This is a genomic window from Luteimonas sp. gir, from assembly GCF_037198055.1.
In the GTDB taxonomy this organism is placed as follows: Bacteria; Pseudomonadota; Gammaproteobacteria; order Xanthomonadales; family Xanthomonadaceae; genus Luteimonas; species Luteimonas citri_A.
In genome coordinates this window covers 1-19,654 of record NZ_JBBAXQ010000005.1, presented here as the reverse complement: position 1 = coordinate 19,654, position 19,654 = coordinate 1, and the positions used below count along the sequence as shown (strand labels likewise).

The 19,654-nt window shown below is 69.4% G+C and carries 22 protein-coding genes; 18 read left to right on the top strand and 4 right to left on the bottom strand.

Annotated elements, in window-relative coordinates:
* Nucleotides 1–35: 35 nt before the first annotated feature.
* The gene (locus tag WAF18_RS08770) at nt 36–470 is read right to left on the bottom strand and encodes an OsmC family protein (protein WP_337244767.1); all 435 of its coding nucleotides are present in this window, start codon (nt 468–470) and stop codon (nt 36–38) included.
* A gap of 299 nt (nt 471–769) precedes the next feature.
* Here WAF18_RS08770 and WAF18_RS08765 point away from each other — a divergent pair, with 299 nt between their 5' ends.
* The 6 genes from WAF18_RS08765 (at nt 770) to WAF18_RS08740 (ending at nt 4,493) form a co-directional block, all read left to right on the top strand.
* On the top strand, nt 770–1,171 hold the full coding sequence (locus tag WAF18_RS08765; protein ID WP_337244766.1) for an HU family DNA-binding protein: 402 nt from the start codon (nt 770–772) through the stop codon (nt 1,169–1,171).
* A 198-nt stretch (nt 1,172–1,369) separates the two neighbouring features.
* Nucleotides 1,370–2,008: a tellurite resistance TerB family protein gene (locus WAF18_RS08760; protein ID WP_337244765.1), complete on the top strand. Its 639-nt coding sequence runs from the start codon at nt 1,370–1,372 to the stop codon at nt 2,006–2,008.
* 51 nt (nt 2,009–2,059) lie between these two features.
* The gene (locus tag WAF18_RS08755; RefSeq protein WP_337244764.1) at nt 2,060–2,662 is read left to right on the top strand and encodes a M23 family metallopeptidase; all 603 of its coding nucleotides are present in this window, start codon (nt 2,060–2,062) and stop codon (nt 2,660–2,662) included.
* A gap of 109 nt (nt 2,663–2,771) precedes the next feature.
* Entirely contained in the window at nt 2,772–3,221 is a 450-nt protein-coding gene (locus WAF18_RS08750; protein WP_337244763.1) for a hypothetical protein, read from the top strand.
* Between the two features lie 56 nt (nt 3,222–3,277).
* A complete protein-coding gene (locus tag WAF18_RS08745; protein WP_337244762.1) occupies nt 3,278–3,835 on the top strand; it encodes a DUF1439 domain-containing protein in 558 nt (185 codons plus the stop codon).
* Nucleotides 3,825–4,493: a hypothetical protein gene (locus WAF18_RS08740; RefSeq protein ID WP_337244761.1), complete on the top strand. Its 669-nt coding sequence runs from the start codon at nt 3,825–3,827 to the stop codon at nt 4,491–4,493. The genes WAF18_RS08745 and WAF18_RS08740 overlap by 11 nt, the downstream gene beginning before the upstream one ends.
* 30 nt (nt 4,494–4,523) lie before the next feature.
* Here WAF18_RS08740 and WAF18_RS08735 read toward each other — a convergent pair whose 3' ends face one another.
* Nucleotides 4,524–5,003: an SET domain-containing protein-lysine N-methyltransferase gene (locus tag WAF18_RS08735; protein ID WP_183426741.1), complete on the bottom strand. Its 480-nt coding sequence runs from the start codon at nt 5,001–5,003 to the stop codon at nt 4,524–4,526.
* Between the two features lie 161 nt (nt 5,004–5,164).
* Here WAF18_RS08735 and WAF18_RS08730 point away from each other — a divergent pair, with 161 nt between their 5' ends.
* The 9 genes from WAF18_RS08730 (at nt 5,165) to WAF18_RS08690 (ending at nt 14,615) form a co-directional block, all read left to right on the top strand.
* Nucleotides 5,165–5,635 (top strand): SUF system Fe-S cluster assembly regulator, encoded by a 471-nt coding sequence (locus tag WAF18_RS08730; protein ID WP_183426740.1) that lies wholly within the window; start codon nt 5,165–5,167, stop codon nt 5,633–5,635.
* Between the two features lie 19 nt (nt 5,636–5,654).
* Entirely contained in the window at nt 5,655–7,118 is a 1,464-nt protein-coding gene (gene sufB / locus WAF18_RS08725) for a Fe-S cluster assembly protein SufB (protein WP_337244760.1), read from the top strand.
* 105 nt (nt 7,119–7,223) lie between these two features.
* Nucleotides 7,224–7,988, top strand: coding sequence for a Fe-S cluster assembly ATPase SufC (sufC, locus tag WAF18_RS08720; protein WP_183426813.1), 765 nt, complete (start codon nt 7,224–7,226; stop codon nt 7,986–7,988).
* Nucleotides 7,988–9,223 carry a Fe-S cluster assembly protein SufD gene (sufD, locus tag WAF18_RS08715; protein WP_337244759.1) on the top strand — a complete coding sequence of 412 codons (1,236 nt, stop codon included), beginning with the start codon at nt 7,988–7,990 and terminating at the stop codon, nt 9,221–9,223. Before sufC ends, sufD begins: the two co-directional genes overlap by 1 nt.
* Nucleotides 9,220–10,500 (top strand): cysteine desulfurase, encoded by a 1,281-nt coding sequence (locus WAF18_RS08710; RefSeq protein WP_337244758.1) that lies wholly within the window; start codon nt 9,220–9,222, stop codon nt 10,498–10,500. Before sufD ends, WAF18_RS08710 begins: the two co-directional genes overlap by 4 nt.
* Nucleotides 10,501–10,583: 83 nt before the next feature.
* Complete coding sequence (locus WAF18_RS08705) at nt 10,584–11,141, top strand: GNAT family N-acetyltransferase (protein ID WP_337244757.1); 558 nt, start codon at nt 10,584–10,586, stop codon at nt 11,139–11,141.
* Entirely contained in the window at nt 11,138–11,473 is a 336-nt protein-coding gene (locus WAF18_RS08700) for a non-heme iron oxygenase ferredoxin subunit (RefSeq protein WP_183426735.1), read from the top strand. The genes WAF18_RS08705 and WAF18_RS08700 overlap by 4 nt, the downstream gene beginning before the upstream one ends.
* 160 nt (nt 11,474–11,633) lie before the next feature.
* Nucleotides 11,634–12,035, top strand: coding sequence for a hypothetical protein (locus tag WAF18_RS08695; RefSeq protein ID WP_337244756.1), 402 nt, complete (start codon nt 11,634–11,636; stop codon nt 12,033–12,035).
* A 135-nt stretch (nt 12,036–12,170) separates the two neighbouring features.
* Nucleotides 12,171–14,615 (top strand): TonB-dependent receptor, encoded by a 2,445-nt coding sequence (locus WAF18_RS08690; RefSeq protein ID WP_337244755.1) that lies wholly within the window; start codon nt 12,171–12,173, stop codon nt 14,613–14,615.
* Here WAF18_RS08690 and WAF18_RS08685 read toward each other — a convergent pair.
* Both WAF18_RS08685 and WAF18_RS08680 read right to left on the bottom strand, forming a co-directional pair.
* Nucleotides 14,605–15,300, bottom strand: a complete 696-nt coding sequence (locus tag WAF18_RS08685; protein WP_337244754.1) for a HutD family protein — start codon at nt 15,298–15,300, stop codon at nt 14,605–14,607. The two genes, WAF18_RS08690 and WAF18_RS08685, sit on opposite strands and share 11 nt — an antisense overlap.
* Before the next feature lie 285 nt (nt 15,301–15,585).
* Nucleotides 15,586–15,939: a ComEA family DNA-binding protein gene (locus WAF18_RS08680; RefSeq protein ID WP_183426731.1), complete on the bottom strand. Its 354-nt coding sequence runs from the start codon at nt 15,937–15,939 to the stop codon at nt 15,586–15,588.
* Between the two features lie 209 nt (nt 15,940–16,148).
* On the opposite strand from WAF18_RS08680, the gene WAF18_RS08675 reads away from it, so the two are divergent.
* The 3 genes from WAF18_RS08675 to murU all read left to right on the top strand — a co-directional run bounded on the left by WAF18_RS08675 (nt 16,149) and on the right by murU (nt 19,648).
* The gene (locus WAF18_RS08675) at nt 16,149–17,669 is read left to right on the top strand and encodes a M20 family metallopeptidase (protein ID WP_337244753.1); all 1,521 of its coding nucleotides are present in this window, start codon (nt 16,149–16,151) and stop codon (nt 17,667–17,669) included.
* A 119-nt stretch (nt 17,670–17,788) separates the two neighbouring features.
* Complete coding sequence (locus tag WAF18_RS08670) at nt 17,789–18,808, top strand: sulfate ABC transporter substrate-binding protein (RefSeq protein WP_337244752.1); 1,020 nt, start codon at nt 17,789–17,791, stop codon at nt 18,806–18,808.
* A 135-nt stretch (nt 18,809–18,943) separates the two neighbouring features.
* Nucleotides 18,944–19,648, top strand: coding sequence for an N-acetylmuramate alpha-1-phosphate uridylyltransferase MurU (murU, locus tag WAF18_RS08665; RefSeq protein ID WP_337244751.1), 705 nt, complete (start codon nt 18,944–18,946; stop codon nt 19,646–19,648).
* Nucleotides 19,649–19,654 lie beyond the last annotated feature (6 nt).

Sequence of the window (19,654 nt, the reverse complement as noted above, 5' to 3'; positions counted from 1 at the left end):
CGCACCGCGCTGCGGCACGGCAGGAGGCAGGTGCATCAGCCCTCGAGTTCGGCCTCCAGCGACAGCGGCACCGCCGACAGCGCCTTGGAGACCGGACAATTCTGCTTGGCGTCGTCGGCGATCTCGCGGAACTGCGCCGCGTTGATGCCCGGCACCTTGGCGCGCGTCTTCAAGCGGATCGCGCTCAGTTGCGGGCCGCCATCCATCGACAGGTCGACATCGGCGCGGGTGTCGATCGACTCGGGCGCGAACCCGGCCTCGGTGAGCTTGGCCGACAGCGCCATCGTGAAGCAGCCGGCATGCGCGGCGGCAATGAGCTCTTCGGGATTGGTGCCCTTTTCCTCGCCGAATCGGCTGTTGAACCCGTAGCGCACGGCGTCCAGCAGACCGCTTTGCGGCGTCGACAAAGCGCCCTTGCCGGACTTCAGATCGCCGCTCCAGCGGGCGGTGGCGTGGCGGGAAATACCCATGACGCGTTCTCCATCGGGACAGGAGCCGGCGAGGGTATCGGTGCAGACGTGACGCGGGCGTTCTTGGGGCGACGCGCTGCCGTCCCAGGTGGCCATGGGTGCGCCAACGGGTCGCGTTTGCGCACGCGGACAGCCGCCAGACAGGCGCAACCGCGATCGGCGGCGCTGCGGGCGGCCTAAAACCGCTGTTTTTTTGCGCTTTCCTATTGGCGGGTGCGCAGGGATGCCCTACATTTCGCTTGCCGGCTCGCTCGGCCAGGAATCATCCAATCCATATTTGACGAGGGAACCACAGACCCATGGCAACGAAGAAGGCCACCACCAAGAAAGTGCCGGCCAAGAAGGCGGCTGCGCCGAAGAAGACCGCCGCCAAGTCCGCAGCACCCAAGCCGATCAAGGAAGCGCTGAGCAAGTCGGGTCTGGTCGCGCACATTGCCGACGCCACCGGCCTGGCTGCGAAGGAGGTCCGCGCCGTGTTCTCCGCGCTCGAAGGCGCCGTGCACGGCTCGATCAGCAAGAAGGGCGCCGGCTCGTTCACCCTGCCGGGCCTGCTGAAGATCACCTCGGTCAGCGTGCCGGCCAAGCCCAAGCGCAAGGGCATCAACCCCTTCACCAAGGAAGAGCAGTGGTTCGCCGCCAAGCCCGCCTCGGTCAAGGTCAAGGTGCGCCCGCTCAAGAAGCTCAAGGACGCCGCTGCCTGATCCCAGGCGGATGATGCGTTGCCCCGATCGGGACGGCCTTGGCCGTCCCGATCGCGTTTCCGGACCGCGCGCGATCCCCCGTGCTGCCCTACGGGCCCCGCACATGCACCCTGTAGCGCAACGTGCACACGATGCGAACGGTCGGCACCGCAAGCTCGCCGGCCCGCGCCTGAGCGCCCATCACGTCGGATCGCCGCCATGAGTTTCCAGGGGTTCCTCAACCATCTCCTCACCTCCCAGAGCGGCGGCAAGCCGGGCAGCAGCCTGCTCAATGCGGACTTCGGCAAGGGCGCAGTCGCCGGTGGTGCGCTGGGCCTGTTGCTGGGCAAGCATCGCAAGACCCGCAAGCTCGCCAGCTACGGCGGCCTGGCCGCGATCGGCATGATGGCCTACCGCGCCTATGGCGATTATCAGAAACAGCAGGCGGACGTGGCCGTACCGGCGCCGCAGACCGTCGACCGGTTGCCCGCACCGCAGGCCGATCTGCACAGCCAGGCGATCCTCAAGGCCCTGGTCGGCGCCGCCAAGGCGGACGGCCATCTCGACGCACGCGAGCGCGAGGTGATCGAGGCCGAGTTCCGGCGCATCGACACCGCTGCCGACATCCAGCCCTGGCTGCACGCCGAACTGGAGAAACCGCTGGATCCGGCCGAGATCGCACGCGCCGCGACCTCGCCGGAGATCGCCTCGGAGATGTACCTGGCCAGCGTGCTGGTCGCCGACGAGACGAGCTTCATGGAACGGAGCTATCTCGACGAGCTTGCGCGTCAGTTGGGCATCGCGCCCGAGCTCAAGGCGAACCTCGAGAAGGAAGTCCGCGCTGCCGCCGGACGTTGACGCACAGCGCGCCGACCCCACCTTCGCAGCGACGCGGTTACCGTCGCTGCCATGACGCCGCCTGCCTCCACCCGCCCCCGCGACTACACGCCGCAGTTGCGCCGCACCTTGCGTGCGGTGCTGGTGTTGGCGGTACTGGCCGCCGCCGGCCACTGGGCCTGGCATCAACCCTTCATGGCGCAGCCGCGCGCCGTCGCCCGGATCGCCGCCGCGCCAGCGCCCGAGGCCCTGCCGATGCCGGTCGACGGCGTCACCGCCGGCCGCGTCGCCGACACTTTCGGTGCGCTACGCGGGCGCGATCGGCAGCACGAGGGCGTGGACATCTTCGCGCCGCGCGGCACGCCGGTGCGCAGCACCACCGAGGGCCTGGTCGTGGGCATCCGCGACGCTGGCCTCGGGGGACGCCAGGTCTGGGTCGTCGGCCCGGGACGCCAACGGCACTACTACGCGCACCTGGACGATTTCGCCGAGCTGCTGTCGGTCGGCGACGTGGTCCGTCCGGGCGACATGCTGGGCACAGTCGGCGACACCGGCAATGCGCGCGGCACGCCGCCGCATCTGCACTACGGCATCTACGCGGCCGACGGCGCGTTCGACCCGCTGCCCCTGTTGCGCGCCGCCGCGGCGTCCGACGACGCCCCCGCCGCGCGTTGAAGCGCCACCGACGGCGTGCGCTGCCGCAGCGCACCGGCGCGGCCCGGCACTGCGCCGCACTTCCGGGTTACCCTGCGCGCGGCGCTGGCATGCATCATCGGAGTTGGAGATGGACAAGCGTTTCTGGATCTGCGGGTTGACGCTCTCGGCCAGCGCGCTGCTGCTGGGTTTCCTGGTCCATGGCGTGCTGCTGCGCGCCGACTACCTGGCGCTCGCCCATCTGTTCCGCCCACGCGAGGATGCCAACGCCAATGTCGGCTGGATCCTGCTGGCGTATCTGTCGCTCGGCCTGGCGATGACCTGGCTCTACCGCTGGCTGCCGCCACCGGTGCGCAGCAAGCGCTGGCATGGCGCCCGCTTCGGGCTGGCGCTGGCAATGGTGTCGTTCGTGCCCTGGCATCTGCTCGCCCATGCCGGCCAGCCGTTCCCGCTGAGTCTGATGCTGCGCCAGGTCGTGCTCGATGTGATCGCGCTGCAGTTGCTCGGTCTGCTGCTGGCGTGGCTGCAACCGCATCGCCGCGTGCTCGCGCCCGCGCCCGACGAGCGTGGTCACCGCTAACCCGGCATTCACCGCCGACACGTAGGGTGCGCAGGACTGCACCAGGAGACCGTCACATGCGCGCCCTCGCCCGTCCCGTTGTCTTGTCGCTGCTGCTCGTACTGACCGCCTGCACCTCGCTGGGCGTGGTCCAGGCCTGGCTCGGCGACCAGGTCGCGTTCACCGCGCCACAGTTGCAGCGCCAGCTCGACACGCGCTTTCCCAGGACCTTCGAGCGCGTCGGCGGGCTGGTCTCGGTGACGCTGCAGAACCCGCGATTGACGATCCCGCAAGGCGAGCAGCGGCTGCGACTGGATTTCGATCTGGGCGTGGGTGGTGCCGTCGCCGACGACCGTCTGGGCCACCTGGCGCTGGTCAGTGGCCTGCGCTACGACGCCGCCACGCGCGGCCTGCATCTGGAGGATCCACAGTTGCTGCAATTCGATCTGCCAGGCACCCATGCGCTGCTCAAGGGCGGCGCGCAGGGCATCGTCAATGGCCTGCTGGCCGAGTACGCGCGCAGCGAGCCGATCTACCGGCTCGACGACGACCTGCTGTCGAAGCTGCCGGCCGGCAAGCGCATCGGTGAGGTCGCAGTCGGCGACGGCCGCGTGGTGGTGCACCTTGCGCGCTGACCGCGCCGCGCTGGCGCTGTGCACCGTACTGGCGCTGGCAGCCTGTGGCGACCGCGATGCCCAGCGCAGCAAGGCCGCGGACGGCAGTGCGGACACCACCGGCCTGCCGCAACCCGTTGCCACCGGCGATCCGGTGACCGGCATGCCGGGCGCGCCCGGCCCCGGCGATGTGCCACTGGGCGGCCGGGCCCCGGCGCCCGATCTGGCCGCCGTTCCGCTCGAGGACAATCCCGAGACCGGCCTGTTGCCGGCAGCGACGGACGCCACCGCGGACATCGCGCCGCCGAGCCCGGAGGCGGCGGTGGCGGCGATCCGCAGCTACTACACCGCGATCAACGCGCTCGATTACGCCAGCGCCTATGCCCTGTGGTCGGATGGCGGCCGGGCGAGCGGGCAGACGCCCGAGCAGTTCGCCGCCGGCTTTGCGCAGACATCCACGGTCATGGTCGACATCGGCGCGCCCGGGCCCATCGATGCGGCCGCCGGTTCGCGCTACATCGAGGTGCCGGTGTCGCTGCGCGCCCAGCAGGCGGACGGTTCGATCCGCCGCTACGAGGGGCGTTACGTCCTGCGCGCTGCGGCGGTCGATGGGGCCAGCCAGGCGCAGCGCGCCTGGCACATCGCGTCTGCGGACCTGCGCGAGGTGGCCGCGCCCTGATCGCCGGGCGCGGGCGGCTGCGCGCTGACCTCAGCGCTTGGGCTGGAGCATGGTGCCGGTGCAGTTCGCCGCGCCGCAGCGGCAGCCCCACAGCTTCTTGAGCGCGGGCGTGTGCCGCTCGGCCAGGGTGATGCCGTAGTTGTAGGTCAGCTCCTCGCCCTGGGCGATATCGCGCAGCGCCTCGATGAAGACCTTGTCCTTGTGGCGCCGGTCTTTGGCGTCTTCCTCGACCACCGCCTCGCAGTTCGGATCGCAGGAGTGGTTGATCCAGCGCGCGACGTTGCCCTCGATGTTGGCGTCGATGACGTACTCGTCGTTGAGCGTGAACAGGAAGGTATGGCCGTCCTCTTCCTGGTCGCCGTACTCGGCATCGACGTCCGCGTGGCTGCGCAGAAAGCCCTTGTAGCGGATGATGCGCTCGCCCTTGGCGATCGCTTCGGTGGCGAACACGCCATTGCCGTGGATCGCCGAACGGCGGGCCTCGATCTTCCTGGTCTTCTTCTTGGGCATCGTGCGCTCTGGGGCGATGAGGACAAGCGCCGCATTGTCGCGGACCCGCCCGTCCACCGCCACTGGCGCGTCGCACTGAACGCCGGCATGCGCGGACGTTGTGATCGCACGACCAAAAAAGTACAATTTTGGTCCACATTCCGCAGTCAGCTTTTCTCACGATGCTCCGGGTCACCAAGCTCACCGATTACGCCACCGTCGTTCTGACCGTGCTCGCCGCCCGGCCGGACACGGTGATGAGCGCGACCGAGCTCGCCGAGCGCGCAGGCCTGGAGACGCCGACGGTCAGCAAGCTGCTCAAGCCGCTGGCCCAGGCCGGGCTGGTCGAGGGCTTCCGCGGCGCCAACGGCGGCTACCGCCTGGCACGCGCGCCGTCGGCGATCAACCTGGTGCAGATCGTCGAGGCGATGGAAGGCCCGCTGGCGATGACCGAGTGCAGCCTGCACGACAGCCAGTGCGGGATTTCCGACCAGTGCGGCGTACAGGGCAACTGGCGCCGCATCAACGAGGTCGTCGCCGAGGCCCTGCGCGGCGTGACGCTGGCGCAGATGCTCGACGACGCCCCGCGCGCCCCTTCCTTTCCCACCCCTGCCGGGGCGAAGCGCATCGACGCCCGCCTCGCGCACCCATAGACAGTAGGCAGCCGCCCCCATGGCCACCGACATCATCGAAGCCCCCGAGACCAATCGGGAGATCCACGCGCAGCTGGGCCGTCGCTACGACGCCGGCTTCGTCACCGATATCGAATCCGACAGCTTCCCGCCCGGTCTGGACGAGGACGTCGTGCGCGCCCTGTCGCACAAGAAGGGCGAGCCTGCGTGGATGACCGACTGGCGCGTCGCCGCCTATCGCCACTGGTTGACGATGCCGGTGCCGCACTGGGCCAAGCTGCAGATCGCGCCGATCGACCTGCAGGCGGTCAGCTACTACTCCGCGCCCAAGGGGCCGAAGTACAAGTCGCTCGACGAGGTGCCCAAGGAACTGATCGACACCTACGACAAGCTCGGCGTGCCGCTGCACGAGCGCGCCAAGCTCGCCGGCGTCGCGGTCGACGCGGTATTCGACTCGGTCTCGGTCGGCACCACGTTCCGCAAGGAACTGGCCGAGAAGGGCGTGATCTTTTGCTCGATGTCCGAAGCCATCCAGGAACACCCGGACCTGGTGCGCCAGTACCTGGGCAGCGTGGTCCCGGTCGGCGACAACTACTTCGCCGCGCTCAATTCGGCGGTGTTCTCCGACGGCAGCTTCGTGTTCATTCCCAAGGGCGTGCGCTGCCCGATGGAACTGAGCACCTACTTCCGCATCAATGCCGGCCACACCGGTCAGTTCGAGCGCACGCTGATCATCTGCGAAGACAAGGCCTACGTCTCGTATTTGGAAGGCTGCACCGCGCCGATGCGCGACGAGAACCAGCTGCACGCCGCGGTGGTGGAGCTGGTCGCGCTCGAGGATGCGGAGATCAAGTATTCGACGGTGCAGAACTGGTACCCCGGCGACGAGAACGGCGTGGGTGGCATCTACAACTTCGTGACCAAGCGCGCCGAGTGCCGTGGCGCGCGCAGCAAGGTGACCTGGACCCAGGTCGAGACCGGTTCGGCGATTACCTGGAAGTATCCGTCCTGCGTGCTGCTGGGCGACGACTCCTCGGGCGAGTTCCACTCCGTGGCACTGACCCACCATCGCCAGCAGGCCGACACCGGCACCAAGATGATCCACGTCGGCAAGCGCACCAAGAGCAAGATCGTCAGCAAGGGCATCAGCGCCGGCCGCGGCCAGAACACCTACCGCGGTCTGGTCAAGGTCGGCAGTGGCGCGGAAGGCGCGCGCAACTACACCCAGTGCGACTCGCTGCTGATCGGCAAGGACTGCGGCGCGCATACGTTCCCGTACATCGAGGTCCGCCACCCCGGCGCGACCGTCGAGCACGAGGCGACGACGTCCAAGATCAGCGACGACCAGCTGTTCTACTGCCGCGCGCGCGGCATCTCCGAGGAAGACGCGGTCAGCCTGATCGTCGACGGCTTCTGCAAGCAGGTCTTCCGTGAGCTGCCGATGGAATTCGCGGTCGAGGCCAAGAAGCTGCTGGAAGTCTCGCTGGAAGGCTCTGTCGGCTGACACAAGCGACCCTTCCCGGGCGACGGACCGGGGGATTCGGGCCTCGAGCCCGCCCCAGCCTTTCGACCCGCTTTTTCCGTCCCCCCATCCCCAATGCCGAATCCCATGCTCAACATCGACAACCTCCACGCCCGCATCGGCGAACGCGACATCCTCAAGGGCCTCTCGCTCGACGTGAAGCCGGGCCAGGTGCACGCCATCATGGGCCCCAACGGCGCCGGCAAGTCCACGCTGGGCAACATCCTCTCCGGTCGCGATGGCTACGACGTCACCGCGGGTACGGTCACGTTCGAGGGCCAGGACCTGCTGGCGCTCGAGCCCGAAGAGCGCGCCGCCGCCGGCGTGTTCCTGGCGTTCCAGTACCCGGTCGAGATCCCGGGCGTGAACAACACCTACTTCCTGCGCAGCGCACTCAACGCGCAGCGCAAGGCGCGTGGCCAGGAGGAACTCGACTCGATGCAGTTCCTGCGCCTGGTGCGCGAGAAGCTCGCGGTGCTGCACCTCGACGACCGCCTGCTGCACCGCGGCGTCAACGAGGGCTTTTCCGGCGGCGAGAAGAAGCGCAACGAGATCTTCCAGTTGGCCGTGCTCGAGCCCAAGCTGGCGATTCTCGACGAGACCGATTCGGGTTTGGACATCGACGCGCTCAAGAACGTCGCCGACGGCGTCAATGCGCTGCGCTCGCCCGATCGCGCGTTCATCGTGATCACCCACTACCAGCGTCTGCTCGACTACATCCGACCCGACGTGGTGCATGTGCTGGCCGACGGTCGCATCGTGCAGAGCGGCGGTCCGGAGCTCGCGCTGCAGCTCGAAGAAAAGGGCTATGCGTGGGTCAAGGACCGCGTCGCACCCGAGGCGGCGGCGTGATGAGCGCCCTGCTCGACTCCCTCGCCGCGGGCTTCGATGGCGACGCTGCGCGTCGTCCTGCACTCGACGCCGCGCTGGCTGCCGGCCTGCCCGGCCCGCGCAGCGAATCCTGGAAGTACACCTCGCTGCGCGCGCTCGAGCGCCGCAGCTTTGCCGCGCCGGGCGACGTCGCGATCGACCCGGCGCTGATCGCCGGCATTCCGGCGCCGCGGCTGGTGTTCGTCAACGGCCGCGCCGCGCCCGCGCTCTCCGATCCCGGCCCTGGCGTCGCCGGGCTGTCCATCGGCGCCGTCCAGGCGGCCGATGCGCTGCCTGCGATCGAGGACCGGGCCGACGCGGTGTTCGTCCGGCTCAACGCCGCGCTCGCCACCGACGGCGTGGCGATCGCGGTCGACGCCGGCGTCCACGTCGCGTCCCCGCTGCACCTGGTGTTCGTCGGTGCGCCGGCCGACACCGACCAGGCCTGGCACCTGCGCCACCACATCGCGCTCGGCGCCGGCGCGCGGCTGACCGTGGTCGAGCACCATCTCGATGCGGGCACCCATCGCCACCTCGACAACGACGTGTGCTCGCTGCGCCTCGCCGATCGCGCACACCTGCGCCATCTGCGGCTGCAGCGCCGCGACGTCGGCGCGACTGCGTTCCTGCGCACCGACGCGGAGCTGCAGACCGGCGCGATCTACGACCGCGTCGACGTCGAGGCCGGCGCGGCGCTGTCGCGCCACGAGCTCGACGTGCGCCTGGTCGGTGCCGATGCGCGCCTGACGGCCAACGGCGTGCTGCTGGCCGGCGGCCGCGGCCACTTGGACACGCGCCTGGGCATCCGCCACATCGCCCGCGACACCGCCTGCCAGCTGTTGTGGCGCGGGATCGGCGATGGCCGCGGCCGGGTGGTCTTCCACGGCGGCATCACCATCGATGCCGGCGCCGACGGCACCGATGCGCGGCTGTCGAACAAGAATCTGCTGCTGTCGGCGACCGCCGAGATCGATACCCAGCCGGTGCTGGTGATCCATGCCGACGAGGTCCAGGCCGCGCACGGCGCCACGGTCGGCCAGCTCGATCCCGGCGCGCTGTTCTACCTGCGCTCGCGCGGCCTGCCCGCTGGCGATGCGCAGCGTCTGCTCACCGCCGCCTTCGTGCGCGAACCGCTGGCCGCGATCGCCGACGAGACGCTGCGCACGCTGGCCGAAACCGCACTGGACGACGCGCTCGCCGCGCTCGTGCGCGCATGAGCGCCCTGCCGCCGCTCGATCCGCCGTTCGACGGCCCCAGCGTGCCCGCCGACGGTCACGGCGAAATCGACTGGGCGTCGGTACGTGCCGACTTCCCGCTGCTGCTGCGGGAGGTACACGGCAAGCCGCTGATCTACTTCGACAACGCCAACACCGGCCAGAAGCCCGCCTGCGTGATCGAGGCGGTCGACGGCCACTACCGCCGCCACAACGCCAACGTAAGCCGGGCCGTGCACCAGCTCGGCACCGAAGCGACCGAAGCCTACGAAGGCACGCGGCGCAAGCTGGCGCAGTTCCTCAACGTGCGCGCCGACGAACTGGTGCTGTGCAGCGGCACCACGTTCGCGATCAACCTGGTGGCCTACTCGTGGGCGCTGCCGCGGCTGAAGGCCGGCGACACGATCCTGGTCTCGCGCATGGAGCACCACGCCAACATCGTGCCCTGGCAGATCGTCGCCGAGCGCACCGGTGCGACGGTGCGAGTGGCGGAGATCCTCGAGGACGGCACGCTCGACCTCGAGGCGCTGCGCCGTGCGATGACGCCGGACGTGAAGCTGCTTGCGGTCACCCATGTCTCCAACGTGCTGGGCACCGTCACCCCGGTACGCGAGATCTGTCGCCTGGCGCGCCGGCACGGCGTGACGACCGTCGTCGACGGCTCGCAGGCAGTGCCGCACCGCCGGGTGGACATCGCCGCGATCGGTTGCGACTTCTACGCTTTCACCGGCCACAAGATGTGCGGGCCGACGGGTACCGGAGCGCTGTGGGCGCGCCGCGAGCACCTCGAGGCGATGCCGCCGTTCCTGGGTGGCGGCGAGATGATCAAGGAGGTCGCCTTCGGCGGCACGGTCTACAACGACCCGCCGCAGCGCTTCGAAGCCGGCACCCCGAACATTGCCGGCTTCGCGGGTCTGGGCGCGGCGGTCGACTACCTCGAACGACTCGGCATGGACCACATCGAACAGCGCGAAGCCGCGCTGCTCGCGCACCTGACCGAAGCGCTGGGCACGATCGACGGCCTGCGCATCCTCGGCGCCGCACCGGACAAGGCCGCGGTGGTGTCGTTCCTGGTCGAGGGCGCGCATGCGCACGACCTGGCGACGCTACTCGACCTGGAGGGCGTGGCCGTGCGCTCGGGCCAGCACTGCGCGCATCCGCTGCTGCAGTTCTACGGGGTCGCGGCCACCTGTCGCGCCTCGCCGGCGTTCTACAACACCCACGACGAGATCGACGCCTTCGTCGCCGCGCTGCGCAAGGTCCGCCGACTGCTGGGCTGACGCGCCGCATCGCGGCGTCCCGGTCGGCGCCGCGCGCGCCGCCGGCCATAATGGTGATCTTCCCGTCCGCTAGCCTCGCCACGATGCCCGCTTTTCCCACCTTCCGCCTTGCCACTGTCGACGACGTGCCCGCGCTGGTCGCACTGGTGACGTCCGCCTATCGCGGCGACACCAGTCGTGTGGGCTGGACCACCGAAGCCGACCTCCTCGACGGCGCCCGGATCGATCCGGACGTGCTGCGCGCCGACATCGTGCGTCCCGACAGCCGCGTGGTCGTGGTCGACGGCATGGACGGTACGCCGCTGGCCTGTGCCCACGTCGCGATCGAGGACGGCCACGGCTACTTCGGCATGTTCGCCGTCTCCCCGCAGTTGCAGGGCCGGGGCACCGGGGACGCGGTGCTGGCCGAATGCGAGCGCATCGTCCGCGACGACTGGCGCCTGCCCGGCATGCGCATGACCGTCATCGATGTGCGTGAGGCGCTGATCGCATGGTACGAGCGCCGCGGCTATCGCCGCACCGGACGCCACAAGCCGTTTCCCTATGGCGACGTCCGTTTCGGCATCCCGTTGCGCGCCGATCTGCGCTTCGAAGTGCTGGAAAAGATGTTCGCGGCCACCTCTTTCGGAGCCGCACGATGAGCGAGACCTGGACCTTCGTGTGCGCAACCGCCGAGCTGCTGCCCGGCGAGATGCGCACCACCTTCGACGAGGTGACCGGCGTGCCGATCGTGGTGTTCAACCTCGACGGCGACCTGTACGCGCTGGAGGACCAGTGCAGCCACGAGGATTTCGCGCTGTCGGGTGGCGGCGACTTCGATCCGGGCGAAGCAACGATCGAATGCGTGCTGCACGGCGCGAAGTTCGATGTGCGCGACGGCCGCGCCCTGTGCGCGCCGGCCTACGAACCGGTCGCGAAGTTCCCGACCAAGATCGAGCACGGCGGGGTCTGGACGCGCGACGACCGGGATTGACGGTCCAGCGGTCGTTGCGCTGACCCGCTGCGATAGAAGCCTCCGGCTGGTTCGCGCTTGCTGCATGTCACATATGAGAATGAATTGCGTTAAGACTTGTTTATGAAAATCATTCTCATATAATCGCTCGTCAGCTTTCTTGCTCGAGCGTGCCCGGTTCGTGACGACGCGGCCTCCATCGCAGTGGACGATATCGGGCTGGGCCAGACTGGCCCTGGCGGCCTTACTGGCGCTGGCTGTCGTCCTCGGCGTCGCACCCCGCAGCCTGCCGGCGGTCGCCGGCCTCGGCGATGCGGTCGCGCTGCCCGATCTTCCGGCCACGCAGGACGCGCCGCCTGAGGCCAAGTTCCGTCGCCCACTGCCGCTGTCGGCTCGTGTCGCGCCGCGCGATGCCGCGCCCGGCCTGCCGCCGCCCCCCGCAATGGCCTCGACACTGCTGCTGCCGCCCGCCGACGCCACGCAGGCGCTCGGGCCGCCGTCCTTCCCCGACGCGGTCGACGCGCCACATGCGCTGCGTCCAGATCTGACGCTGCCGCCGGGACAGGCGCCTCCGCGCGCCTGACACACCGCGCGCCGGCGATCCCGGACCGCGCTGCTCGCCTCGCCGTCTGTGTGCCTCCGTCTTGCGACGCCGCCGTCCGGTGGCGCGCCACGCCGCGTGTGCGGCCGTTTTCCGATCTTTCGACAAGGACCTTCCATGATCCGTTCGACCGCCCCGCGCCGCCGTGCGCTGGCCGTGAGCCTGCTCGCCCTGCTGTCCGCGCCCGCGCTGGCCGACACCGTCCTGCCCCAGGACGACGCCCGCAACTTCGCCACCATCGTCGTCACTGCCGCCGGCTTCGAGCAGAAGATCACCGACGCCCCGGCGAGCATCAGCGTGATCACGCAGGACGACCTGACCCATCGCCCCTACATGACCCTGCTCGACGCAGTGCGCGATATCGAAGGCATCGACATCGGCGAGACGCGCGACAAGACCGGCCAGGGCACGATCTCGATGCGCGGCATGGGCGCGGACTACACGCTGATCCTGATCAACGGTCGGCGCCAGAACAACCACGGCGACATCTATCCCAACAGCTTCGTCGGCAACCAGTTCAACCACATTCCGCCGCTGGATGCGATCGAGCGCATCGAAGTGATCCGCGGCCCGATGTCCACGCTCTATGGCGCCGACGCGATGGGCGGGGTGATCAACATCATCACCAAGCGCGAGCTCGACAGCTGGGCCGGCTCGGTCACGCTGGGCCGCACGTTCGAGACCGACGACCAGTTCGGCGACGACACCACCGTCGACCTCTTCGTCACCGGGCCGCTGGTGCCGGGCAAGCTCAACCTGAGCGCGCGCGCCAGCTGGTACGACCGCGAGGCCTCCAATCCTGTGTACGCGCCGGTCACCGACCCCAATGGCGAGGTCCACACCCGCGCACTGGGCTTCGGCGGCGGCGGCAAGACCGTGGACAACACCAACAAGGCGGCCGGCATCACCTTGAGCTGGACACCGACCGACGCGCAGACCGTGACCCTCGACATCGATGCCTCGCGCCAGGAGTACGACAACAGCACCCGGCTCAACGACAACGGGGTCGAGGAATATCCGGTCGGCACCGTCGACGACTACGGCGCGATGCTGCGCATCGGCAACAACGGCCGCATCGAACCGCGCGCCGGCTATCGGCCCAGCCAGGAATTCACCCGCGACACCTGGTCGATCGCACACGAGGGACGCTGGTCGTTCGGCAACAGCCTGGTGTCGCTGGGCTATGTCGAAACCCGCAACGAGGGCCGCACCCTGCCCTACACCGTGGCCGAGCGCCAGAGCCTGCAGTCGCTGTGGAACGCGGCCTGCGGCAACCTGGGCGGGACGGTCAATGCCGCCGGCTACTGCCCCAATTCGGCTGGCGGCACCGGCTACAGCGCGACCGCCTGGAACAACCTGTCGGAGGCGCAGAAGCTCGCAGTCATGGAGGCCCATCTCGCGCCGGACCAGTACGCGCAGTTGCTGGCCTACCTGCCGCGCCCCGATCGCACGCTCGAGAGCAACCAGTACACGCTCGACGCCAAGCTGGACCTGCCCTTCGACTGGAATGGCGCGCACGTCGCCGTGGTCGGCGCCCAGGTCATCCGCGGCGAGCTGATCGATGGCGTGTTCGGCATGGAGCGCGGCGTTGCCGGCGCCAAGCAGAAGCACGACATGTATTCGCTGTTCGCCGAGGACACCTGGACCATCGCCGAGCCGGTGTCGGTCACCGCCGGCCTGCGCTACGACGATCACAAGGTGTTCGGCAATCACGTCAGCCCGCGTCTGTATGGCGTGTGGACGCTGAGCGAGCAGTGGACGGTCAAGGGCGGCGTGAGCACCGGCTTCAAGACGCCCAAGACCACCCAGCTCTATGACGGCATCACCGGCTTCGGCGCCCAGGGCGTCTCGCCGATGTTCGGCAATCCCGACCTGCAGCCCGAAACCAGCACCAGCACCGAACTGGCGGCCTACTGGCAGCACCCCGACGGCCACGGCTTCAACGCGACGATCTTCCACAACAAGTTCGACGACAAGATCGGGTCGGAGAACTGCGGCCCGACGCTGACGATCGCCTGCAGCGGCACCGGTGACTATGCCGACCTGGGCTATTCGAACTCGACCAAGACGGTCAACATCGACGAGGTCGTGGTCCAGGGCGCCGAACTCGCCGGCCGCTGGCGGATCAGCGATGCCTTCGGCTTCCGCGCCAACTACACCTTCACCGACAGCGAGCAGAAGAGCGGCAGCAACTCCGGCCGGCCCTTGGGCAACAGCGCCCGGCATATGGCCAACGCCACGCTCGACTGGCGCGCCACCGAGGCCTTCACGGTGTTCCTGACCGCCGAGGCCCGCTCCAAGCGCTACCGCGGCTTCGACACGGTGCTCGAGCAGGAGTTGTACTGGAAGGACTACGAGGTACTCCACCTCGGCGCCTCGTACCGCGTCAACGAGGCGGTCACCATCAACGGCCGAATCAACAACCTGCTCGATCGCGACTTCACGTCCTATCAGTACAGCTTCGTCGAGGACAGCGGCAGCTACACGCTGTCGGCCCAGGACGACTACAACAACAAGGACAAGGCGCGCAGCATCTGGCTGAGCGTGAACGTCAGCTTCTGATCCCTGGCCTCGGGTCCGGCCCGGCAGGCGCGCACGCGTCGTCCGGGCCTGCGTCCAGCCGGTCGCGCAGGCAGATCGCGAGCAAGGCGCCCTCGCCCTCGATCGACACCCGGCCGGATGCAGACGCATCGCTCAGCACGGCGGTATCGCCGGCCGCCAGCGCCGCCTGCGCCGCGCCGCTGCCGCATCGCGCGTGCCCGGCCAGCAAATGGACGATCCAGGTCGTCGCCGGGTCGGCGCGCCACGCCAAGGCGCCGGCCAACGGCAGGTGCCAAAGCCGGGCCCGATGCAGGTCGCGCCGCCACATCAGGTTGAACACCTCGACGCCGCCTGCCGGCACACAGGCGGCCACGTCGCGTTCGCCGGCGAAGCGGTGCCGGGCATACCGCGACGCCAGCGCGATGCGGCGGTCCGCGACCTGCAGGTCCAGCCGGCCGCCGCGCAGCAGCATCAGTTCGCGGTCGACGCCGGGGAACGCCGAGAACGGCGCATCGCGGTCGATCCGCGCGATCGAGATCCGCCAGGGCCAAGGGGCCGCGGCGGCGTCGACCGAAGGCGCGGCCGCGGCCGCGGGGGCGGGGGCGGGCGCGCAGAACAATTCGCGCGTCCAGCCGTGGCCATTGCGCCAGCGCACCGAACGCGCGGTGGCGGCGGGAATGATCCGGACGGTTGCAGGGTCGGCCATCGCCCGAGTCTAAGGCCTGATCGAGAACACGCCCCGATCAAGAAGACCCCGGATCGAGCACACCCCGGCCGATCAGCGGGGCCGTGGCGCGCCGGCTGCCGGATGGTGGTTCCCAGATGGGGCCCGTGCAATCGGCCGGGCCCCAAAAGAGGTCGCCCGCCACGCATCCAATGCGGGGCGGGCGACGGCTACATCCATGTAACGGCGTCCTTGCCGGATCCTGTGGAGCATCCCGCTCCTCGACCTGCACCGACGCTCCTTGCCCCGGTGCGGGCGATGGGTGGCTCAGCGCTGCTGCGCCGCGCCCTTGGCCGGCGTCCCCGACGCGCGCTGGGCGGTCTGCTGCTGGCGCGCCATCGGCGACCCCAGCTCGATCCGGTCCCGGTTGTTCTCGACCGTACGCAGACCGATGCCCTTGACCATGGCCAGTTGCTCGGCGCTGCGGAACGGCCCGTTCTCGTCCCGGTAAGCCACGATCGCCTCGGCCTTGGACGGCCCGATGTTGTGCAGCACCCGGGCGAGGGTCGTGGCATCGGCGGTGTTGACGTTGACCTTCTCGACCCCGTCTGCGCCGAAGGCCGAACCGGCCATCAACAGCGAGAGGACGAGAGCGGCGATGAGGGCTTTGAACGGCTTCATGGCGAACTCCTTGGCGATTGGGTGGATTCCTTTCCCGACTGGCGATCTGTCATCCCTGTCGGTGTTGCCAGTCTCCCCAACGCCATGGACACAGCCTATCCGCCTGTCCGCCGTCGCGAAGCAGGCCGACTCCTCAATTTCGTGTAGGAAAAGTCCTACAACGCCCGCGCGGTAGAATGGCCGCTTACGCCGCAAGTGGAGCTCGCGCCATGGATACCCGCCGCACCGACCGTTTCGTCGGCGCCAAATGGGACGACGAGATCGTCCCGCAGCTTGTCGAATACATCCGTATTCCGAACAAATCGCCGATGTTCGACGCCGATTGGGTGGCCAACGGCCACATGGAGCGCGCCGTCGAGCTGATGGCCGGTTGGGCCGGCGCCCAGGCGATCCCCGGCATGCAACTGGAGGTGGTGCGTCTGGAAGGCCGCACGCCGCTGATCTTCATCGAGATCCCGGCCGCCAACGGCGGCAGCAACGACGATTGCGTGCTGCTGTACGGGCATCTGGACAAGCAGCCGGAGATGACCGGCTGGGACGATGACCTCGGTCCCTGGCAGCCGGTGCTGCGCGACGGCAAGCTCTACGGCCGCGGTGGCGCGGACGACGGCTATGCGATCTACGGCTCGCTGACCGCCATCCTGGCGCTGCACGAGCAGGGCCTGCCCCACGCGCGCTGCGTGGTGCTGATCGAAGCCTGCGAGGAATCGGGCAGCTACGATCTGTCCGCCTACGTCGACCACCTCGCCGACCGCATCGGCAAGCCGTCGCTGGTCGTCTGCCTGGACTCGGGCTGCGGCAACTACGACCAGCTGTGGTGCACCACGTCGCTGCGCGGCCTGGCCGGCGGCAACCTGACGGTCAAGGTGCTCGACGAGGGCGTGCACTCGGGCGACGCGTCGGGCGTGGTGCCCTCGAGCTTCCGCCTGCTGCGTCAGCTGCTGTCGCGCATCGAGGACGAGAAGACCGGCCGGATCCTGCCCGAGGGGCTGCATGCCGACATTCCGGCCGAGCGGCTGGAGCAGGCGCGCCGCGCTGCCGAGGTGCTCGATACGGCGATCTACGACAAGTTCCCGCTGACCGGCGCGCTGCGTCCGATGTTCCCGGTCGATGCCGACGGCCAGGTCACCGAGGACCTCGCCGAGCTCGTGCTCAACCGCACCTGGCGTCCGGCGCTGTCGGTGACCGGCGTCGACGGGCTGCCGTCGCTGCAGTCGGCCGGCAACGTGCTGCGCCCGCACACCGCGGTCAAGCTCTCGCTGCGCCTGCCGCCCACGGTCGACGGCAAACAGGCCGGTGAGCTGCTGCAGCAAGCGCTGACCCAGGATCCGCCCAACGGCGCGACGGTCACGCTGGCGCTGGAGAAGGCCGCGACCGGCTGGAACGCGCCGGCGATGTCGCCGTGGCTGTCGGAGGCGATCGAGGCGGCCAGCCAGGCGTTTTTCGGCAAGCCGGCGATGTACATGGGCGAAGGCGGCTCGATCCCGTTCATGGGCATGTTGGGCGAGAAGTTCCCCGGCGCGCAGTTCATGATCACCGGCGTGCTCGGTCCGCACTCCAACGCCCACGGGCCGAACGAGTTCCTGCACATCGAGATGGGCAAGCGGGTCACTGCCTGCGTGGCCCGGGTGATCGCCGAGCATCACCACGCCAGCCAGCGCGGTGAGACCTCGGGATCGGCAGTCGCTGCCGACAGCGGCCAGCGTCACGGCGACCACGGCTGCTGCTGATCCCGGCGGCTGCTGATCCCGGCACGGGACGGTGCTGCGGCACCGTCCCGTCGCGCGCACTGTCGCGGCGTCCCGCACCGCGCTAAGGTCGGGCGCCCACCCCTTCGATTGCGCGCATCATGAGCTGTCGTCTGCCGTCGATCGCCGTGCTCGTCCTGGCGCTGGCCACGGGCCTCGCCTGTCGCGATGCCGCCGCGCAGGACACGACCCTGCACAACGCGTCGTTCGATCCGACCCGCGAGTTCTACGTCGACTACAACCGTGCGTTCGCCTCGTACTGGCGCCAGCGCACCGGCGAGACCGTCGACGTGCGCATGCACCATGGCGGTTCGGGTAAGCAGGTGCGGGCGATCGTCGACGGGCTGGCTGCAGACGTGGCGACACTGGCACTGGCTGCGGACATCGATGCCCTCGCCGGAGCCGGCCTGCTGGATCCGGACTGGCGCACCCGTCTGCCCCATGACAGCGTGCCCTACACCTCGACCGTCGTCCTGCTCGTGCGCAAGGGCAACCCGCAACGGATTCACGACTGGGGCGATCTGGTGCGGCCCGGCGTGGGCGTGGTCACGCCCGACCCGCGGACCTCCGGCGGCGGGCGCTGGAACTATCTCGCCGCGTGGGCCTGGGCTTCGCGCACGTATCGCGACGGCACCCAGGTGCTGGACTGGATGCGGCGCCTGTTCGCCCATGTCGTCGTTGCCGACGCCGGCGCGCGCGCGGCGACCCGTTCGTTCGTCGAGGGCGGCCGCGGCGACGTACTGCTGGCCTGGGAGAGCGAGGCGCTGCGCCTGCTCGCCGATCCGCACACCAGCCAGGCGTTGGAGATCGTCTATCCGAGCCTGAGCATCCGCGCCGAGCCGCAAGTCGCGCTGATCGACCGCAATGTCGATGCGCACGGCACCCGCGCGTGCGCAGACGCCTACCTGCGGTACCTGTACTCGCCGACCGGGCAACGGCTCGCCGCGCAACACCACTACCGGCCTTCCGACCCGAGCCAGGTGCCGGCCTCGCAGCGTGCGCGCTTCCGCGCCGTGCCGATGGTGACGGTCGATGCGGCATTCGGTGGCTGGCAACACGCCCACCGGGTGCACTTCGCCGCCGGCGGGCTGTTCGACCACGTGGTCGCCCCCGCACGCTGAGCATCCGGTGATCGAGCCCACATCGCGGCGCCCCGGTAAGCTGACGGCCCCATCGCGCGAGCAGGCCGCCACGTTGCTTCCCTCCTTCCCCACTCCCGCAGCACGGATGCGCACGCCCGATACGAGCGCCGCCCGATGAAGGCACTGATCTTCGCTGCGGGCCTTGGCGAACGCATGCGGCCGCTGACCGACCACACCCCCAAGCCGCTGTTGGTCGTGGGCGGTAAGCCGCTGATCGTCTGGCACCTGGAGCGTCTTGCCAGCGCAGGCGTGCGCGAGGTCGTCATCAACGTCTCGTGGCTGGCCGAATGCTTCGCGCCCGTCCTGGGCGATGGCGAACGCTGGGGCCTGCAACTGCACTATTCGCACGAGGGCACCCCGCCGCTGGAAACCGGGGGCGGCATGCTGCAGGCGTTACCGTTGCTGGGCGAGGCGCCGTTTCTGGCGATCAACGGCGACATTTGGAGCGACCACGATCTCGCATCGCTACCGCGCGAGCCGAACGGCGACGCGCACCTGGTGTTGGTCGACAATCCGGCGCACCACAGCGAAGGCGACTTCGTGCTCGAAGGCGACCGCGTGCACGCATCGGGTCCGGACCGGCTGACCTTCGCCGGCATCGGGATCTACCGCCCGGCGTTGCTGCGGGGATGGCGCGACATCATCGGCGACGCGACAGGGGCCGATGCCACGCCGCCACGGTTCCGCCTGGCGCCGCTGCTGCGCGCGGCAATGGCGCGGGGCGCGGTCTCGGGCGAGCACCACCGCGGCGCCTGGACCGACGTCGGCACGCCCGAACGGCTCGCCGCGCTCGACGCCACTCTCGCCCAAGCGCGCTGATCTCGC

What these genes read in the sequence shown, in the direction of transcription:
- WAF18_RS08770 (WP_337244767.1), bottom strand. Translation starts at nt 470, where the DNA reads ATGGGTATTTCCCGCCACGCCACCGCCCGCTGGAGCGGCGATCTGAAG.
- WAF18_RS08765 (WP_337244766.1), top strand. Translation starts at nt 770, where the DNA reads ATGGCAACGAAGAAGGCCACCACCAAGAAAGTGCCGGCCAAGAAGGCG.
- WAF18_RS08760 (WP_337244765.1), top strand. Translation starts at nt 1,370, where the DNA reads ATGAGTTTCCAGGGGTTCCTCAACCATCTCCTCACCTCCCAGAGCGGC.
- WAF18_RS08755 (WP_337244764.1), top strand. Translation starts at nt 2,060, where the DNA reads ATGACGCCGCCTGCCTCCACCCGCCCCCGCGACTACACGCCGCAGTTG.
- WAF18_RS08750 (WP_337244763.1), top strand. Translation starts at nt 2,772, where the DNA reads ATGGACAAGCGTTTCTGGATCTGCGGGTTGACGCTCTCGGCCAGCGCG.
- WAF18_RS08745 (WP_337244762.1), top strand. Translation starts at nt 3,278, where the DNA reads ATGCGCGCCCTCGCCCGTCCCGTTGTCTTGTCGCTGCTGCTCGTACTG.
- WAF18_RS08735 (WP_183426741.1), bottom strand. Translation starts at nt 5,003, where the DNA reads ATGCCCAAGAAGAAGACCAGGAAGATCGAGGCCCGCCGTTCGGCGATC.
- WAF18_RS08730 (WP_183426740.1), top strand. Translation starts at nt 5,165, where the DNA reads ATGCTCCGGGTCACCAAGCTCACCGATTACGCCACCGTCGTTCTGACC.
- sufB (WP_337244760.1), top strand. Translation starts at nt 5,655, where the DNA reads ATGGCCACCGACATCATCGAAGCCCCCGAGACCAATCGGGAGATCCAC.
- sufC (WP_183426813.1), top strand. Translation starts at nt 7,224, where the DNA reads ATGCTCAACATCGACAACCTCCACGCCCGCATCGGCGAACGCGACATC.
- sufD (WP_337244759.1), top strand. Translation starts at nt 7,988, where the DNA reads ATGAGCGCCCTGCTCGACTCCCTCGCCGCGGGCTTCGATGGCGACGCT.
- WAF18_RS08710 (WP_337244758.1), top strand. Translation starts at nt 9,220, where the DNA reads ATGAGCGCCCTGCCGCCGCTCGATCCGCCGTTCGACGGCCCCAGCGTG.
- WAF18_RS08705 (WP_337244757.1), top strand. Translation starts at nt 10,584, where the DNA reads ATGCCCGCTTTTCCCACCTTCCGCCTTGCCACTGTCGACGACGTGCCC.
- WAF18_RS08700 (WP_183426735.1), top strand. Translation starts at nt 11,138, where the DNA reads ATGAGCGAGACCTGGACCTTCGTGTGCGCAACCGCCGAGCTGCTGCCC.
- WAF18_RS08690 (WP_337244755.1), top strand. Translation starts at nt 12,171, where the DNA reads ATGATCCGTTCGACCGCCCCGCGCCGCCGTGCGCTGGCCGTGAGCCTG.
- WAF18_RS08685 (WP_337244754.1), bottom strand. Translation starts at nt 15,300, where the DNA reads ATGGCCGACCCTGCAACCGTCCGGATCATTCCCGCCGCCACCGCGCGT.
- WAF18_RS08680 (WP_183426731.1), bottom strand. Translation starts at nt 15,939, where the DNA reads ATGAAGCCGTTCAAAGCCCTCATCGCCGCTCTCGTCCTCTCGCTGTTG.
- WAF18_RS08675 (WP_337244753.1), top strand. Translation starts at nt 16,149, where the DNA reads ATGGATACCCGCCGCACCGACCGTTTCGTCGGCGCCAAATGGGACGAC.
- WAF18_RS08670 (WP_337244752.1), top strand. Translation starts at nt 17,789, where the DNA reads ATGAGCTGTCGTCTGCCGTCGATCGCCGTGCTCGTCCTGGCGCTGGCC.
- murU (WP_337244751.1), top strand. Translation starts at nt 18,944, where the DNA reads ATGAAGGCACTGATCTTCGCTGCGGGCCTTGGCGAACGCATGCGGCCG.